Source organism: Actinomadura sp. NPDC048021 (assembly GCF_040653135.1).
In the GTDB taxonomy this organism is placed as follows: domain Bacteria; phylum Actinomycetota; class Actinomycetes; order Streptosporangiales; family Streptosporangiaceae; genus Spirillospora; species Spirillospora verrucosospora.
The window spans coordinates 100734-115617 of sequence record NZ_JBEZJQ010000019.1 but is presented as its reverse complement, the minus strand read 5'-3'; the positions used below and the strand labels follow the sequence as shown (position 1 = coordinate 115617).

The window sequence follows — 14884 nt, the reverse complement described above, 5'->3', positions numbered from 1 at the left end:
GCCGTAATTACTTCCCGCGAAACACCGGAACGCCGATGTCGTAGCTCACGCAGGTAAGCCTTACCTAAGTCTGGTCGTCCTCGCCGGAGGACGCCACGCCCTCGCCAGCGCCGATCCCGCGCGGCAGCACCAGCACCGGGCACGGCGCGGCCCGCACGATCTTGCCGGAGCCCTCCCCGAGGAACACCTTGCGCAGCGGTCCGTGGCGGCCCGGCAGGCAGGCGACGATCTCCCCCGGCAGCATATCGACGGCGCCGAGCGTGGCGGCGACCCCGGTCCCGACCTCCGCGAGCCGCTCCACCGGCATCCCGTCCCCCAGGCGCGCCCCGAGCAGCCCCGCGGCCTCCCGCAGGTCCTCGTCGGCCTGGGCGACCTGGCGGTCCAGCGCGCCGCCGACGCCGCCGAACCTGGCCGCGACGGCGGCCGGGCGCAGCACCAGCGTCAGCAGCCGCATCGGCAGCCCCAGCTTCCGCGCGAGCGCCGCGGCGGCCAGCAGCGGGCCCTCGACGTCGCGGCGCGGCCAGAACGCCACGGTCATCCGCTCCAGCCGCCGCGCCGCGCGGTCGGGCCCCAGCGCCCGGTGGTGGCGCAGCGACTCGTCGGCGTACCCGCGCGGCGCCAGCAGGACCGGGACGGGCGAGTCGTGCAGGAGCTGGTCGGCGGTGCTGCCGATGGCGATCCGGCCGCGACGGCCGCCCGGCGCCGAGCCGATGACGACGAGGTCGGCGCCCACCTCCCGGGCGACCTCGATGAGGCCTCGCCCGCTGCCCCGGTGCGCGCGCACCCGCAGGTCGAGGTCCGGCCGCGGCACCTGGAGCTCGGCGAGCCGCGCGGCGGCCCGGCCCAGCGCCTCCTCCGACTGGTGCCTGAGGTAGGCGACCCACTCGGCGTCCACCGAGGCGGGGCCGTGCGCGGGCCAGGCGGGTGGATGGACGTTGGCGACCGTCAGCGGCGCGAGCCGCCTCGACCGGTCCGCCGACCGGATCAGCGCGGCCAGGACGAGGGCGTCGTCGCCGCGCTCGTCGGGCGAGTACCCGACCACCACGCGCAGCCCGTCCGGTTCGCCTCCGCCGGAATCGACGCCGTCCGGTTCCATGCCTTTCGGTTCACTCATGCGGGCTCCCTCCGATGGGCCCTCCGTTCCCGGCGGCCAGGCGCGAGTGGCGCCGGCCGTACAGGAAGTAGCCGGCCAGGCCGACGGCGGTCCAGATCGCGAAGACGGTCCAGGTGACGCCGCCGAGGCCGACCATCAGATACACGCACAGGGCGACGCCGGCCAGCGGCGTCACCGGGTACAGCGGCGCGCGGAAGCTGCGCGGCAGCTCCGGCCGGGTCCGGCGCAGGACGATCACGCCGACGCTGACCAGGGCGAACGCGAACAGCGTCCCGATGCTGGTGGCGTCGACGAGCCGGCCGAGGGGGATCACCGCGGCGAGGACCGCGATGAACCCCGCCACGATGACGGTGTTGGCGACCGGGACGCGCCGCCGCGGGCTCACCTTCTGGAAGACGTGCGGGACGAGCCCGTCGCGCGACATCGCGAACAGGATGCGGGTCTGCCCGTACATGACGGTGAGCACGACGCTCGCGATGGCGATCACGGCGCCGAGGGACAGGACCACCGACGGCCACGTCCGCCCGCTCACCGAGTTCAGGACCTGCGCCAGGGAGGCCTCCGAGCCGCTGAGCGAGAACCGCGTCCAGTGCATGGCGCCGACCGCCGCGAGCCCGACCAGCACGTAGAGCGCCGTCACGACGGCCAGCGAGAGGATGATCGCCAGGGGCAGGTCGCGGCGCGGGTTCCTGGCCTCCTCCCCGGCGGTGGAGGCGGCGTCGAAGCCGATGTAGGAGAAGAACACCTTGGAGCCCGCCGCGCTGATGCCCGCCCATCCCATCGGCGCGAACGGGGACATGTTGCCCGACCGGAACGCCGTGAAGGCGATCGCGCAGAAGAACAGCAGCACGCCGATCTTGAGGAAGACCATGACCGTGTTCGCGGCGGCGCTCTCGGAGGTGCCGCGCAGCAGCAGCGCCGTGGCGAACAGCACCACGATCACCGCGGGGACGTTGACGAGGCCGCCCTCCCCCGGCGGGTTGCTGATCTGCGCCGGGATCGTGAAGCCCGCGGCGCCGTCGAGGAAGGCGTTGAGGTAGGAGCCCCAGCCGACCGCCACGGCCGACACCGACACGGCGTACTCCAGCAGCAGGCACCAGCCGCAGACCCAGGCGACGAGCTCGCCCAGCGTCGCGTACGCGTAGGAGTAGGACGAGCCGGAGACGGGGATCGTCCCGGCCAGCTCGGCGTACGACAGCGCCGAGAACAGGGCGGTGACGGCGGCGAGGACGAACGACAGCACGACCGCGGGCCCGGCCAGCGGGACCGCCTCGCCGAGGACGACGAAGATGCCGGTGCCGAGGGTCGCGCCGACGCTGAACAGGGTGAGCTGCAGCAGGCTCATCGTGCGCCTCAGCTCGCCGCCCTCGCCGTGCCCGCCCTCGGCGACGATCAGGTCGACGGGCTTGGTCCGCAGCAGGCTCCGCGCGAAGGTCTGCGGCGCGGTCCCGGCGCTCACAGCGTGCTCGCCAGCGGCCACGTGGCGTTGGGGGTGACGATCGTCCCCGCGGTCCCCTCCAGGATGCGCTCGCACTGGTCGAGCGTCCCGATCGCGGCCATGTCGCCCGTCCGCTCGACGAAGCTCACCGCCGCCTCGACCTTCGGGCCCATCGACCCGGCGGGGAAGTCCTCGCCGCGCAGCTCGTACGGCGTCGTGTGGGCGATCTCCTGCGCGTCCGGCGTGCCGAAGCCGCGCATCACGCGGGGCACGTCGGTGAGGATGAGCAGCGCGTCGGCGTCCATGCTCTCGGCGAGGACGGCCGCGGTGAGGTCCTTGTCGACCACCGCCTCGACGCCCTCCAGGCGCCCCACGTCGTTGCGGAAGACCGGGATGCCGCCGCCGCCCGCGCACACCACCACCGTGCCGAGCCGGACCAGCTCCCTGATCAGCCGCGTCTCGATCACCCGCTGCGGCCGCGGGGAGGGCACCACGCGGCGCCAGCGGTCCCCGTCGGGCCGGACGGTCCAGCCGTACTCGGCGGCGAGCTTCTCGGCCTCCTCCCGCTCGTAGACCTGGCCGACGAACTTGGTGGGGTTCTCGAACGCCGGGTCCACCGCCGACACCAGCGTCTGGTTGATCATCGCCATCACCTGGCGGCCGGGCAGCGCGTTCTGCAGCGACTGGAGCATCCAGTAGCCGATCATGCCCTGGGTCTCGGCGCCGATCGTGTCCAGCGGGTAGGGCCGGGTCAGGTTCGGGTCGTTGACGCTCTCCAGCGCCAGCACCCCCACCTGCGGCCCGTTCCCGTGCGTGATGATCAGCTCGTGCCGCTCGGCCAGCGGCGCCAGCGACCGCACGGCCCGGTCGACGTTGCCGCGCTGGAGCTCGGCGTCGGGCGTCTCCCCCCGCTTGACCAGCGCGTTCCCCCCGAGCGCGACGACCACGCGCATGCGTCCTCCCCCTCCCCGGCGGTCCCGGCTCAGCCGAGCGTCGCCACCATGACCGCCTTGATCGTGTGCATCCGGTTCTCGGCCTCGTCGAAGACGACGGACGCCTCGGACTCGAACACCTCGTCGGTGACCTCGAGGGCGTCCAGGCCGGTCCTGTGGTAGATCTCCTCGCCCACGGCGGTCCCCCGGTCGTGGAAGGCCGGCAGGCAGTGCATGAACCTGGCGGCGGGGTTGCCGGTGGCGCGCATGACCTCGGCGTTGACCTGGTAGGGCGTGAGCAGCGCGATCCGCTCGTCCCACACCTCCGCCGGCTCGCCCATCGACACCCACACGTCGGTGATGACGAAGTCGGCGCCGCGCACGCCGTCCGCGACGTCCTCGGTGAGGGTGATGCGCGCGCCCGTCCCGGCCGCGACCGCGCGGGACGGCCCGAGGACCGCCTCCTCGTCGGGCCAGAGGGCGCGGGGGGCGACGATGCGGACGTCCATGCCGAGCAGCGCCCCGGCCGCCACGTAGGAGTGCCCCATGTTGTTGCGCGCGTCGCCCAGGTACGCGTAGGCGACCTGGTGCAGCGGCCTGCCGCTGTGCTCGCGCATGGTGAGCATGTCGGCGAGCATCTGCGTCGGGTGCCACTCGTCGGTCAGGCCGTTCCACACCGGGACGCCCGCGTGCTCGGCCAGTTCCTCGACGCGCCGCTGGGCGGAGCCCCGGAACTCGATGCCGTCGTACATCCGCCCGAGGACGCGCGCCGTGTCCTTGATCGATTCTTTGTGGCCGATCTGCGTCCCGCCGGGGTCGAGGTAGGTGACGTGGGCGCCCTGGTCGTGCGCGGCGACCTCGAACGCGCAGCGGGTGCGGGTGGAGGGCTTCTCGAAGACGAGCGCGATGTTCCTGCCCGCCAGCGCCCGCGTCTCCGTCCCGCCGCGCTTGGCGGCCTTCAGGTCGGCCGCCAGGTCGATGAGGTACGCGAACTCCTCCGGCGTGAAGTCGAGCTCCCTGAGCAGGCTGCGCCCGCGCAGATCGGGCGCCATCAGGCGTCCCGGACGAGCGGGCAGCTCATGCAGCGCGGCCCCCCGCGGCCCCGGCCGAGCTCGCTTCCCCGGATCGTGACGACCTCGACGCCGTTGCGGGCGAGGTGGTTGTTGCTCGTGGCGTTGCGCTCGTAGGCGATCACCACGCCGGGCGCCACGGCCAGGACGTTCGCGCCGTCGTCCCACTGCTCGCGCTCGGCGGCGAACACGTCCTGGGTCGGGGAGAGCACCTTGATGTCGTCCAGCCCGAGCGCGGCGGCGACGGCCCGGTGCATGTCCTCCGCCGGATGATCCGTGATCTTGAGTTCCTTCTCGTTGTCGCCGGGCTCCACGGTGTGGGACGGCAGCATGCCCATCCCCCCGTACTTGGTGAACACGCCGTGGTCGACCATCGTCATGACCGTGTCCAGGTGCATGAACGCCCGCTTGCGCGGCATCCGCAGGGCGACGATCCGGTCGCAGGACCCCGCGGCGAACAGCGACTGGGCCAGCATCTCCACGGCCTGCGGCTGCGTGCGCTCGCTCATCCCGACCAGCACACCGCCGTTGCCGAGGACGAGCACGTCGCCGCCCTCCAGCGTCGCCGGCGCCATCGCGGTGCCGCGGTTCCACACGTGGTAGCCGCCCTCGGCGGGCCGGTCGTACCCGGCCGCGAACAGCGGGTGCCAGCGGTAGATCGCCTCCATGTTCACCGTCTCGCGCATCCGGGCCTTCATGCGCATCGTGTTGATCGAGACGCCGTCGTAGATCCAGCAGGACGTGTCGCGGGTGAACAGGTGGTTGGGCAGCGGCGGCAGGACGAACCCGTCCATGCCGATCGAGTGGAACGCGATCGACGCCGGCTCGGGCATCCGCTCCAGCATCTCCCGCTTGGTGATGCCCCCGATCAGGAACGCGGCCAGCTCCGCGACGTCCATGGCGTCGAAGCAGTTGCGGATGGCGTCGGTGGCCAGCGGGCCGAACCAGTGCGGGTCGACCACCCGGTCGAGGATGTGCCGGCGCGCCTCGGGGATCGTGACGGTCTCGCCCAGCAGGTCGATCAGCAGGTGCGTGCGCACGCCCTGGGCGCGCAGGACGTCCTCGAACTCCTCGTGCTCCTCCACCGCCCGCCTGACCCACAGCACGTCGTCGAACAGCAGCCCGGCGGCGTTGGAGGGGGTGAGCCGCTTGAGCGACAGCTCGGGCCGGTGCAGCAGCACCTCGCGGAGCCGCCCGACCTCCGAATCGACGCGGAACGCCATCCCCACCTCCCCGGAGCACGGCCACGGCGCCGCGACTCCCCCAGATCGCGGATTCCCCGGGGCGCGGCGGCGAAACTAGATCGACTTCCACCGGCCGGCTTTACCGCGAGTTCACGCTGGGAGGGCCGGGACCGGGCGCGGAGCTGTCGCGCCCCGGACCTAAACTCATCACCATGACACCCCCCGGAGACGGCGCGGTCGAACTGCGCTCCCTCGCCAAGCGCTACGGCGCGGTGACGGCCGTGGACGGCCTGTCGCTCAGCGCCGCCCGGGGCGCGGTCACCGCGCTGCTCGGCCCGAACGGCGCCGGCAAGACCACCACCATCGAGATCTGCGAGGGGTTCCGGCGGGCCGACGCGGGCACCGTCCGCGTTCTCGGGCTGGACCCCGCCGCCGACGGGCGCGCCCTGCGCCCGCGGGTCGGGGTGATGCCGCAGTCCGGCGGCGTGCCGGGCACCGCCCGGGCCGGCGAGTTCCTGCGGCTCGTCGCCTCGTTCCACACCGCGCCGCTCGACGCCTCCGCCCTGCTGGAGCGGCTCGGCCTCACCGCGCACGCCCGCACCCCGTTCCGGCGCATGTCGGGCGGGCAGCAGCAGCGGCTCTCCCTCGCCGTCGCCGTGGTCGGGCGGCCCGAGCTGGTCTTCCTCGACGAGCCCACCACCGGGCTCGACCCGCAGGCCAGGCACGCCACCTGGGAGCTCATCGGCGAGCTGCGCGCGGCCGGGGTGTCGGTCGTGCTCACCACGCACAACATGGAGGAGGCCGAGCGCCTCTCCGACCACGTCGTGATCGTCGACGGCGGCAGGGTCGTCGCGCAGGGCGCCCCCGAGGAGCTGACCGGCGCCGAGCGCCAGCTGCGCTTCCGCGCCCGTCCCGGCCTCGGCCTGGAGGAGCTGCTCGCGGCCCTGCCCGCCGGGAGCGCCGCCAAGGAGTCACCGGCCGGGCACTACCTGATCGAGGCCGACGTCCGGCCCGAGCTGCTGGCCACGGTCACCGCCTGGTGCGCCTCGCACGGCGTCATGACCGAGGACCTGCGGATCGAGCGGCGCACGCTGGAGGACGTCTTCCTGGAACTCACCGGACGGGAGCTGCGCTCGTGACCGCCCCACTGGACCTCGCCCCCGCGCCGGGCGCCGCGCCGCTGCCGCGGATGATCCTCTCCCAGGCGGGCTACGAGTTCCGCGCCGTGCTGCGCAACGGCGAGCAGCTGCTGCTCACGCTGATCATCCCGGTGGTGCTGCTCGCGCTGTTCAGCGCCACCGACCTCGTCGATCTCGGCGCGGGCCGCCGCGTCGACTTCCTCGCCCCGGGCGTCCTCGCCCTCGCGGTGATGTCCACCGCGTTCACCGGCCAGGCCATCGGCACCGGCTTCGAGCGGCGCTACGGCGTCCTCAAGCGGCTCGGCGCGACCCCGCTGCCGCGCGGCGGGCTCATCGCCGCCAAGACGCTCAGCGTGGTCGCGGTCGAGGCCGTGCAGGCGGCGGTCGTCTGCGCGGTGGCGCTGGCGCTCGGCTGGCACCCGCACGGCGACCCCGCCTCGGTGGTCGTCCTGCTGGCGCTCGGCACCGCCGCGTTCAGCGGGTTCGGGCTGCTCATGGCCGGGACGCTGCGCGCCGAGGCCACCCTCGCCGCCGCCAACCTCGTCTACATCCTGCTGCTGGCCCTCGGCGGCGTCGTCTTCCCGCTCGACCGCTTCCCCGGTGGGGTGCGGTCCGCCCTGGAGCTGCTGCCGATCTCGGCGCTCTCCGAGGGGCTGCGCCAGGTCCTCCAGCACGGCGCCGCCTTCCCCGGCAAGCCGCTGGCGGTCCTCGCCGTGTGGGCCGCCGCCGGCCTCGTCCTGGCCGCCCGCTTCTTCAGGTGGGAGTAGCCATGGCCCTCTCCGAAGCTCCCGGTTCGTTCGGCGGCGCGTCCCGGCCCGCCCGGCCCGCCTGGGCGCGGGCGCTGCCGGCGCGGAGGCTGTCGCTCGGGTCGGTGCCGCCGCCCGCGCTGATCCTGATGGGCATCATCTCCCTCCAGGTCGGCGCGGGCCTGGCCAAGCACATGTTCGACCGGCTGCCGCCGAGCGCCATCGTGACGATGCGGCTGCTGACCTCGGCGGTCGTGCTGGGGTTCCTGACCCGCAAGGCGCTGCGGACCGTCCTGCGCGACCACTCGCGCTCCAGCCTCGCGATCGCCACGGGCTTCGGGCTGGCGCTGGCGCTGATGAACTACTCGATCTACCAGTCGTTCTCGCGGATCCCGCTGGGCGTCGCCGTCACGATCGAGTTCCTCGGGCCGCTCCTGGTCTCGATCATCGCCTCCCGGCGCCCCCGCGACGCGCTGTGGGTGGTGCTGGCGGGGGCCGGCGTCGTCCTGCTCGCCCGGGGCGGCAGCGGCGCCCTCGACCCGGTCGGCATCGCGTTCGCGCTGCTGGCGGGGGCGTGCTGGGCGGGCTACATCGTCCTCACCGCCGCGACCGGCCAGCGGTTCCCCGGCTCCACCGGCCTCGCGCTCGCCAGCGTCGTCGGGACCGTGGCGATCCTTCCGCTCGGCGTGGCGTCCGCGGGCACCGCCCTGCTGGACCCGCGCCTGCTGCTGATCGGCCTCGGCGTGGGGCTGCTGTCGTCGGTGATCCCGTACTCGCTCGAGCTGGAGGCGCTGCGGCGGATGCCCGCCCGCGTCTTCGGGATCCTCATGAGCCTGGAGCCCGCCGTGGCGGCGCTCGTCGGGGTGGCGCTGCTCGGCGAGATCCTCACGGCGCGCCAGTGGGTGGCGATCTGCTGCGTGATCGTCGCGTGCGCGGGCGCGACCCGGAGCCAGAAGGAGCCGCCCGAGGCGCCGGAGGCCTGAGCGGTGGCGGCCCCGTGTGGCAGCGTGGAAGGATCGGGACGTCGCGATCATCGAGCAGGAGAGGAGCCGCCGTGATCGGCCGGAGCGAGGACCAGGGGATTCCGCCCGAGTTCTTCGAGGCGGGGTCGGCGTCGTTCGTCGACTTCCTGCGCCTGCACTCCCCTGAGCTGCTGCCCGTCAACCGGGTGCCCGAGGGGGACGCGCCCGAGCTGCCGCACGGGACGACGGTCCTGGCGCTGACGTTCCCGGGCGGCGTGATGATGGCCGGCGACCGGCGCGCCACCCAGGGGCACCGCATCGCCTACCGCGAGCTCGACAAGGTGCAGCGCGCCGACGAGTACTCCGCCGTCGCCTTCGCGGGAACCGTCGGGCTGGCGCTGGAGATGGTCCGGCTGTTCCAGGTGGAGCTGGAGCACTACGAGAAGATGGAGACCGTCCCGCTGTCGCTGCCGGGCAAGGCCCGCCGCCTCGGCGCCGTGATCCAGGCCAACCTCGCGCAGGCCCTGCAGGGGCTCGCGGTCGTCCCGCTGTTCGCGGGCCTCGACCCCGACTCCGGCGAGGCGCGGATCTACACCTACGACATCACGGGCGCCCCTCAGGAGGCCCGCGGCTTCCACGCGGACGGCTCCGGCTCCCCCTACGCCGCCGGCGCGCTGAAGAAGCTCTACCGCGATGACCTGTCCCTGGAGGACGCCGCCACCGTGTGCGTCCAGGCGCTCTACGACGCGGCCGACGACGACAGCGCCACCGGCGGCCCCGACCCGACCCGGCGCATCTACCCGACGATCGCGGTCGTCACGGCCGACGGCTACCGGCGGCTGCCCGACGAGCAGGTGGCGGCGATCGCCGACGAGGTCGTGCGCGGCCGGACCGAGCGGCCCGGCGGGCCCGTCGCGCCCCTGCGCTGAGCGCCCGAAACCGTCGTACCCGGCTTCTAGACTCGGCCCATGGCACGGGCGAACGACGAGGCTGCGGCCCTCATCCAGGAACTGGCCGATCTGCTGGCCATCACGGGCGGCGACGCCTTCAAGATCAGGGCGTACGAGAAGGCGGCGCGGGCGGTCGCGGGCCACCCGGGCGACATCGCCGGCCTCGACCTGGCCGGGCTGCGGCGGATCCCGGGGGTGGGCGACGCGATCGCCAAGAAGCTCCTCGACTACAACACCACCGGCACGATCCGGCAGGTCGAGGAGCTGCGCACGCAGATCCCGGCCGGAGTCCGCGCCCTGACCGCCATCCCCACGCTCGGCCCGAAGAAGGCCCTCGCCGTCTACGAGGCGCTCGGCGTCTCCTCGGTCGACGAGCTGGCCGCCGCCGTCGAGGAGGGACGGCTCCGCGGGCTCAAGGGCTTCGGCGCCAAGACCGAGGAGAACATCCTCCACGGCATCGAGCTGATGCGCGGCTCCGGCGAGCGCGTCCTGGTCGACGCGGCGGCGGGCGTCGCCGACGAGATCGTCGCCGCCCTGTCCGCGCTGCCCCAGGTGGAGCGCTGCGCCCACGCCGGCTCGCTGCGCCGGATGCGCGAGACGATCGGCGACGTCGACGTGCTGGCCGCCTCCCGCGACCCGCGTCCGGTCATGGAGGCGTTCACCGCGCTCCCGTTCGTCGCGGAGGTCATCGCGGGCGGCGACAAGAAGACCTCGATCCGCACCGCCCGGGGCCTGCAGGTCGATCTGCGCGTCGTCCCGCCCGAGTCGTGGGGCGCCGCGCTCCAGTACTTCACCGGCTCCCAGGCCCACAACATCCGCACCCGCGAGATCGCCGTGAAGGCCGGGCTCAGGCTCTCGGAGTACGGGCTGTTCGACGCCCGCACCGACGAGCTGATCGTGTCCGCCACCGAGGAGGAGGTCTACGAGCGCCTCGGCCTGCCCTGGGTGCACCCCGCCCTCCGCGAGGACGCCGGCGAGATCGAGGCGGCGCTGAGGGACGAACTGCCCCGCCTGGTGACCGTCGAGGACCTGCGCGGCGACCTGCACAGCCACACCGACCTGACCGACGGCATCGCCTCACTGGAGGACATGGCCGCCGCCGCGCGGGACCGCGGCCTGGAGTACTACGCGATCACCGACCACGCGCCGAACCTGGTCATGCAGCGCATGACCGACGAGAAGATGCTCGCCCAGCGCGAGCGGATCGCCGAGCTGCGGGATCGGTTCCCCGGCCTCACGCTCCTGCACGGCACCGAGCTCAACATCGACCCCGACGGCGGCGTCGACTGGGACGCCGACTTCCTGTCCGGCTTCGACGTCTGCGTCGCCTCCGTCCACTCCCACTTCACGCAGGACGAGGCGAGCATGACGCGGCGGCTCGTCCGCGCGTGCGAGAACCCCCACGTCCACGTGATCGGGCACCCCACCGCCCGCAGCATCGGCCGCCGGGCGCCGGTGAACGCCGACTGGGACGAGGTGTTCCGCGCCGCCGCCCGCACCGGCACCGCGATGGAGATCGACTCCTTCCCCGACCGCCTCGACCTGCCCGCCGACCTGGTCCGGCGCGCGAAGCGGTTCGGCGTGAAGTTCGCCGTCGACACCGACGCCCACTCGGTCGGCCACCACCGCAACATCCGCTACGGCGTCGGCACCGCCCAGCGGGGCTGGCTGACCCCCGACGACGTCATCAACACCTGGCCGCTGGAGCGTCTGCGCGCGTTCCTGCGCAAGACCTGAGCGCGGGTCAGGCGGGCTGGGGCGCCTCGGCGGGCCGCGGGGCCGCCGGGGCCGGAGCCTCGGCGGCGGGGACGGGGCCCCGGTCGCGCAGCGCGAAGAACAGGCGGAACGCCGCGATCCACATCAGCACCGCGCCGAGCATGTGCAGCAGCACCAGGCCGGCGGGGACGCCGAGGAAGTACTGGACGTAGCCGACGGCGCCCTGCAGCACGATCAGCCCGGCCAGCTCGTGGGCGCGGCGGCGGGCGGCGGCGGGCGCGCCCGTGCGGTGCAGGGCCACGATGGCGAGCGCCGTCAGCGCGATGGTGAGCCAGGCCAGCTCGCCGTGGATCCGGGCGACGTCGGTGATGTCGAAGCCGTAGCGGCGCGACTCGGCGTCGCCCGCGTGCGGGCCGGTGCCGGTGACGACCGTGCCCGCGACGAGCACGGCGGCGCACGAGACCAGCAGCGCGGCGGCGAGGCGGCGCGTCCAGGGCCCGGCGAGCGGCCGGGGCGGCGCGTCGCCCTCCCCCGCGCGGACCCAGAGCGCGACGCAGAACACCAGCAGGGCCGGCGAGACCAGGAAGTGCAGCGAGACGGCCGCCGGGTGCAGCTTGGTCAGCACGACGATGCCGCCGATGACCGCCTGGGCGACCACGCTCATCGGCTGGGCCAGCGCCCACAGCACCAGGCTCCGGCGGCGCGGCCGCAGCCGCAGCGCGGCGACGAACACCAGCACGCCGACGCCCAGCACCACGAAGGTGATCAGCCGGTTGCCGAACTCGATCGACATGTTGAGCACGTGGTGCTCGGGGTTGTGGGTCGGCACGAGGCTGTCGCCGGAGCAGCGCGGCCAGTCGGGGCAGCCGAGCCCGGACTTGGTGACGCGGACGGCGCCGCCGCTGACGACGATCACCACGTTGCCGATGACGCCGATCAGCGCGAGCAGCCGCAGGGACCCGGGCGTCGGGCGCCACACGGCGTTCCAGGTCCGGATCAGGAGGTTGGACGACTCTCGCTCTGCCACGGCACCAATCGTATGGCCGGGTCTCCGTGGCCGTGACCCGGCCCCCGCCCACGCGCGCGCCGCTCCGGCAGCGTCCGCGGGTCAGGCGCCGTACGGGCCGGGCGGCTGCGGCGGCAGGAATCCCGACGGGCCCTGCCGCGCCCACGGCGGCCCGGCCTGGATGCCCGCCCCGGGCCGCGGCGAGGTGCGCAGGAACGCCTGCCTGGCCAGCGACATCAGTGCGAGCAGCGAGTCGCGGCGGGCCACGAACCAGCGCTGGTCGGCGACGCCCCGGTCGGCGCGCTTGTGCAGCAGCGCCAGCTCCGTCGCGGCGAGCTGGTAGTCGACCATGGCGCGTCCGGCGGGCGCGCCGCCGACCGAGCGGGCCCAGCGGCGGGCGGCGCGGCGCGAGGGGATGGAGCGCAGCATCCGCACGTCCTGCGGCGTCACCAGGCCCGTCCCCGCGTACATCGGCAGGTAGGTCTCGATGCGGCGCACGGTGCCGCGCCGCTCGACGAACACGATGACGATCAGCGCCACCAGGACGCAGAAGTCCAGCAGGTAGACGATGCCGAGGCCGCCGAGCCCGAACGCGGCTGCGCCGTTCCACAGCCCGTGCAGCACCATCGCGCCGAGCAGCCCGGCGAGCGGCGCGACGATCTGGCCGCGCCGGTGGGTGGCGGCGTAGGCGACGCCGAGACCGGTCATCGAGGTGAACAGCGGGTGGCTGAGCGGGGCGATCAGGCCGCGCAGGACGAACACCGCCTGGAGCTGCTGCGCGCCGCCGTCCTCGAACGCCCGCGTGTAGTAGGTGACGTTCTCCATCATGGCGAAGCCGAGCCCGACCATGGCCGCGTACATGATCCCGTCGGCGAACCCGTCGATCTCGTTGCGGCGGAACCACAGCATGCCGAACAGGACGGCGCCCTTCAGCGACTCCTCGATGATCGGCGCGCCGACGGCGGCGCTGACGAAGTGGCCCTCCGTCTCGCCGAAGATGGGCACGGTCACGTACAGCATCCCGGCGGTGTTGAGCACGAGGGCGCCCAGCACGGCGACCCCCGCGCCCCACATGAACGAGAAGGCGAGGGCGCGCGGCGGCTCGGGCTCCAGCCGGTCGAGGGTGAGGGCCAGGGCGATCAGCACCGGGATCGGCAGGATCGCGAGGATCACCCCGACCCAGAACCCGGCCCCGCCGAGCGCGGCGTCCGTGCCGAGCGCGACGAGGGCGCACAGCCCCGACACGGTCATGCCGAGGATCAGGCCGACCGGAGGCCGCCCGGGGACACGGCCTTCGAGCACCGCCTTGGGATCCATGCTCGCCATACCGCGAAGCGTAACGGCAGGTCGCACCGATCCGCGAAAGCGCGCCTATCGGTACGGCGCCGGGGTAGAGCGCCGGGTCAGTACAGGAGCGGGTCGACCGCCACGGCGGTGAACAGCAGCGCCAGGTAGACGTTCGACAGGTGGAAGAAGCGCATCGGGCGCAGGTGGACGCCGGTGACCCCGGCGCGCACGGCCTTCAGCAGCCGGTGCCCCTCCGCCAGGAAGACCAGGCCGAGCACCACGGCGACGGCGCCGTACACCGGGCCCATCCCGGCGACGGGCCACAGCAGCAGCGAGCAGGCGACGGTCGCGTAGGTGTACACGAGGCTCTCGACGACGACGCGGCGCTCGGACGCCACGACCGGCAGCATCGGGACCTTGGCGACGGCGTAGTCCTCGCGGTAGCGCATCGCGAGCGTCCAGGTGTGCGGGGGCGTCCACAGGAACACCACGCCGAACAGGACGAGCGGCGTCCAGGCGACGCCGCCGGTGACGGCGGCCCAGCCGATGAGGACGGGCATGCACCCGGCGATGCCGCCCCACACGACGTTCTGCGAGGTGCGCCGCTTGAGCAGCAGCGAGTAGACGAAGACGTAGAACAGGATCGCGAACAGCGAGCCGGCCGCGGCGACCGGGTTGACCGTGAGCAGGAACCCGGCTGTGGACAGCACGGCGAGCGTCACCCCGAAGACCAGGGCGCGGGCCGGGGTGACCTGGTGGCGGGCCAGCGGGCGGCGCCGGGTGCGGCGCATCTTGGCGTCGATGTCGCGGTCGATGTAGCAGTTGATCGCGTTGGCGGCGCCGGCGGACATGGTGCCGAACGCCAGCGTCAGCAGCACGGTGGACAGCGGCGGCACGCCCCGGTCCGCCAGGAACATCACCGGGATGGTCGTGATCAGGAGCAGTTCGATCACGCGCGGCTTGGTCAGCGCCACGTAGGCGCGCACGCTGGCGCCCGGCGCGCGCCGAGCGGTCCGCTCGGCGGGAGGCGGCGCGAGCGGGGACGCGGGCGCCTCCGGCACCTGCTCGTCCAGGTCGATCCCGCGCTTGTTACTGAGCACCGTCACAATCGGGTCCACGTCTGACTAGGGATGAGAAATCGGTACCACCCTGGCGGTGCCCCGCGATCGGGCCGGCCTCGGCTGGGTGCGACTTCGGCTGGGTCGTCTTGCCGCGGCCGCTGGCGTCAGCCGCGCAATCACTGTAGTCCGCCCCCCGCGGGGGCCGCGCACCGGGTCGCCGGACGCGCCGCGGGCGATGGCCGAACGCCCCGCGAGCGATGCCCGGACGCTCCGCGGGCG

13 protein-coding genes are annotated in these 14884 nt (G+C 73.8%); 5 read left to right on the top strand and 8 right to left on the bottom strand.

The window, feature by feature from the left end; genetic code table 11:
* Positions 1 to 64: 64 nt before the first annotated feature.
* The 5 genes from AB0C87_RS28570 to AB0C87_RS28550 are packed head-to-tail and all read right to left on the bottom strand — an operon-like array spanning position 65 to position 5777.
* The gene (locus AB0C87_RS28570) at positions 65 to 1114 is read right to left on the bottom strand and encodes a universal stress protein (RefSeq protein ID WP_360580391.1); all 1050 of its coding nucleotides are present in this window, start codon (positions 1112 to 1114) and stop codon (positions 65 to 67) included.
* Positions 1107 to 2573, bottom strand: a complete 1467-nt coding sequence (locus AB0C87_RS28565; protein ID WP_345181050.1) for an amino acid permease — start codon at positions 2571 to 2573, stop codon at positions 1107 to 1109. The genes AB0C87_RS28570 and AB0C87_RS28565 overlap by 8 nt, the downstream gene beginning before the upstream one ends.
* A complete protein-coding gene (gene arcC / locus AB0C87_RS28560) occupies positions 2570 to 3505 on the bottom strand; it encodes a carbamate kinase (RefSeq protein ID WP_345181048.1) in 936 nt (311 codons plus the stop codon). Before arcC ends, AB0C87_RS28565 begins: the two co-directional genes overlap by 4 nt.
* Positions 3506 to 3534: 29 nt before the next feature.
* Complete coding sequence (gene argF / locus AB0C87_RS28555; protein WP_360580389.1) at positions 3535 to 4536, bottom strand: ornithine carbamoyltransferase; 1002 nt, start codon at positions 4534 to 4536, stop codon at positions 3535 to 3537.
* Positions 4536 to 5777, bottom strand: coding sequence for an arginine deiminase (locus tag AB0C87_RS28550; RefSeq protein ID WP_345181042.1), 1242 nt, complete (start codon positions 5775 to 5777; stop codon positions 4536 to 4538). Before AB0C87_RS28550 ends, argF begins: the two co-directional genes overlap by 1 nt.
* A 173-nt stretch (positions 5778 to 5950) precedes the next feature.
* Between AB0C87_RS28550 and AB0C87_RS28545 the strand changes: the two genes are divergently transcribed.
* The 5 genes from AB0C87_RS28545 (at position 5951) to polX (ending at position 11272) form a co-directional block, all read left to right on the top strand.
* On the top strand, positions 5951 to 6877 hold the full coding sequence (locus AB0C87_RS28545; protein WP_345181040.1) for an ABC transporter ATP-binding protein: 927 nt from the start codon (positions 5951 to 5953) through the stop codon (positions 6875 to 6877).
* 50 nt (positions 6878 to 6927) lie between these two features.
* On the top strand, positions 6928 to 7644 hold the full coding sequence (locus AB0C87_RS28540) for an ABC transporter permease (protein ID WP_345181222.1): 717 nt from the start codon (positions 6928 to 6930) through the stop codon (positions 7642 to 7644).
* Between the two features lie 2 nt (positions 7645 to 7646).
* Complete coding sequence (locus AB0C87_RS28535) at positions 7647 to 8606, top strand: EamA family transporter (protein ID WP_360580387.1); 960 nt, start codon at positions 7647 to 7649, stop codon at positions 8604 to 8606.
* A gap of 71 nt (positions 8607 to 8677) precedes the next feature.
* Positions 8678 to 9514 carry a proteasome subunit beta gene (gene prcB, locus AB0C87_RS28530; RefSeq protein ID WP_345181036.1) on the top strand — a complete coding sequence of 279 codons (837 nt, stop codon included), beginning with the start codon at positions 8678 to 8680 and terminating at the stop codon, positions 9512 to 9514.
* 39 nt (positions 9515 to 9553) lie between these two features.
* Complete coding sequence (gene polX / locus AB0C87_RS28525; protein WP_360580384.1) at positions 9554 to 11272, top strand: DNA polymerase/3'-5' exonuclease PolX; 1719 nt, start codon at positions 9554 to 9556, stop codon at positions 11270 to 11272.
* Positions 11273 to 11279: 7 nt separating this feature from the next.
* Here polX and AB0C87_RS28520 read toward each other — a convergent pair whose 3' ends face one another.
* From AB0C87_RS28520 to AB0C87_RS28510, 3 genes are all read right to left on the bottom strand, one after another.
* A complete protein-coding gene (locus AB0C87_RS28520) occupies positions 11280 to 12278 on the bottom strand; it encodes a COX15/CtaA family protein (RefSeq protein ID WP_345181031.1) in 999 nt (332 codons plus the stop codon).
* Between the two features lie 81 nt (positions 12279 to 12359).
* A complete protein-coding gene (locus tag AB0C87_RS28515; RefSeq protein WP_360580382.1) occupies positions 12360 to 13583 on the bottom strand; it encodes a PrsW family intramembrane metalloprotease in 1224 nt (407 codons plus the stop codon).
* Between the two features lie 77 nt (positions 13584 to 13660).
* Entirely contained in the window at positions 13661 to 14605 is a 945-nt protein-coding gene (locus AB0C87_RS28510; RefSeq protein ID WP_353833781.1) for a heme o synthase, read from the bottom strand.
* Positions 14606 to 14884 lie beyond the last annotated feature (279 nt).

Coding starts and splice junctions, on each gene's coding strand:
- AB0C87_RS28570 (WP_360580391.1), bottom strand. CDS start 1,114: ATGAGTGAACCGAAAGGCATGGAACCGGACGGCGTCGATTCCGGCGGA.
- arcC (WP_345181048.1), bottom strand. CDS start 3,505: ATGCGCGTGGTCGTCGCGCTCGGGGGGAACGCGCTGGTCAAGCGGGGG.
- argF (WP_360580389.1), bottom strand. CDS start 4,536: ATGGCGCCCGATCTGCGCGGGCGCAGCCTGCTCAGGGAGCTCGACTTC.
- AB0C87_RS28550 (WP_345181042.1), bottom strand. CDS start 5,777: ATGGCGTTCCGCGTCGATTCGGAGGTCGGGCGGCTCCGCGAGGTGCTG.
- AB0C87_RS28545 (WP_345181040.1), top strand. CDS start 5,951: ATGACACCCCCCGGAGACGGCGCGGTCGAACTGCGCTCCCTCGCCAAG.
- AB0C87_RS28540 (WP_345181222.1), top strand. CDS start 6,928: ATGATCCTCTCCCAGGCGGGCTACGAGTTCCGCGCCGTGCTGCGCAAC.
- AB0C87_RS28535 (WP_360580387.1), top strand. CDS start 7,647: ATGGCCCTCTCCGAAGCTCCCGGTTCGTTCGGCGGCGCGTCCCGGCCC.
- polX (WP_360580384.1), top strand. CDS start 9,554: ATGGCACGGGCGAACGACGAGGCTGCGGCCCTCATCCAGGAACTGGCC.
- AB0C87_RS28515 (WP_360580382.1), bottom strand. CDS start 13,583: ATGGCGAGCATGGATCCCAAGGCGGTGCTCGAAGGCCGTGTCCCCGGG.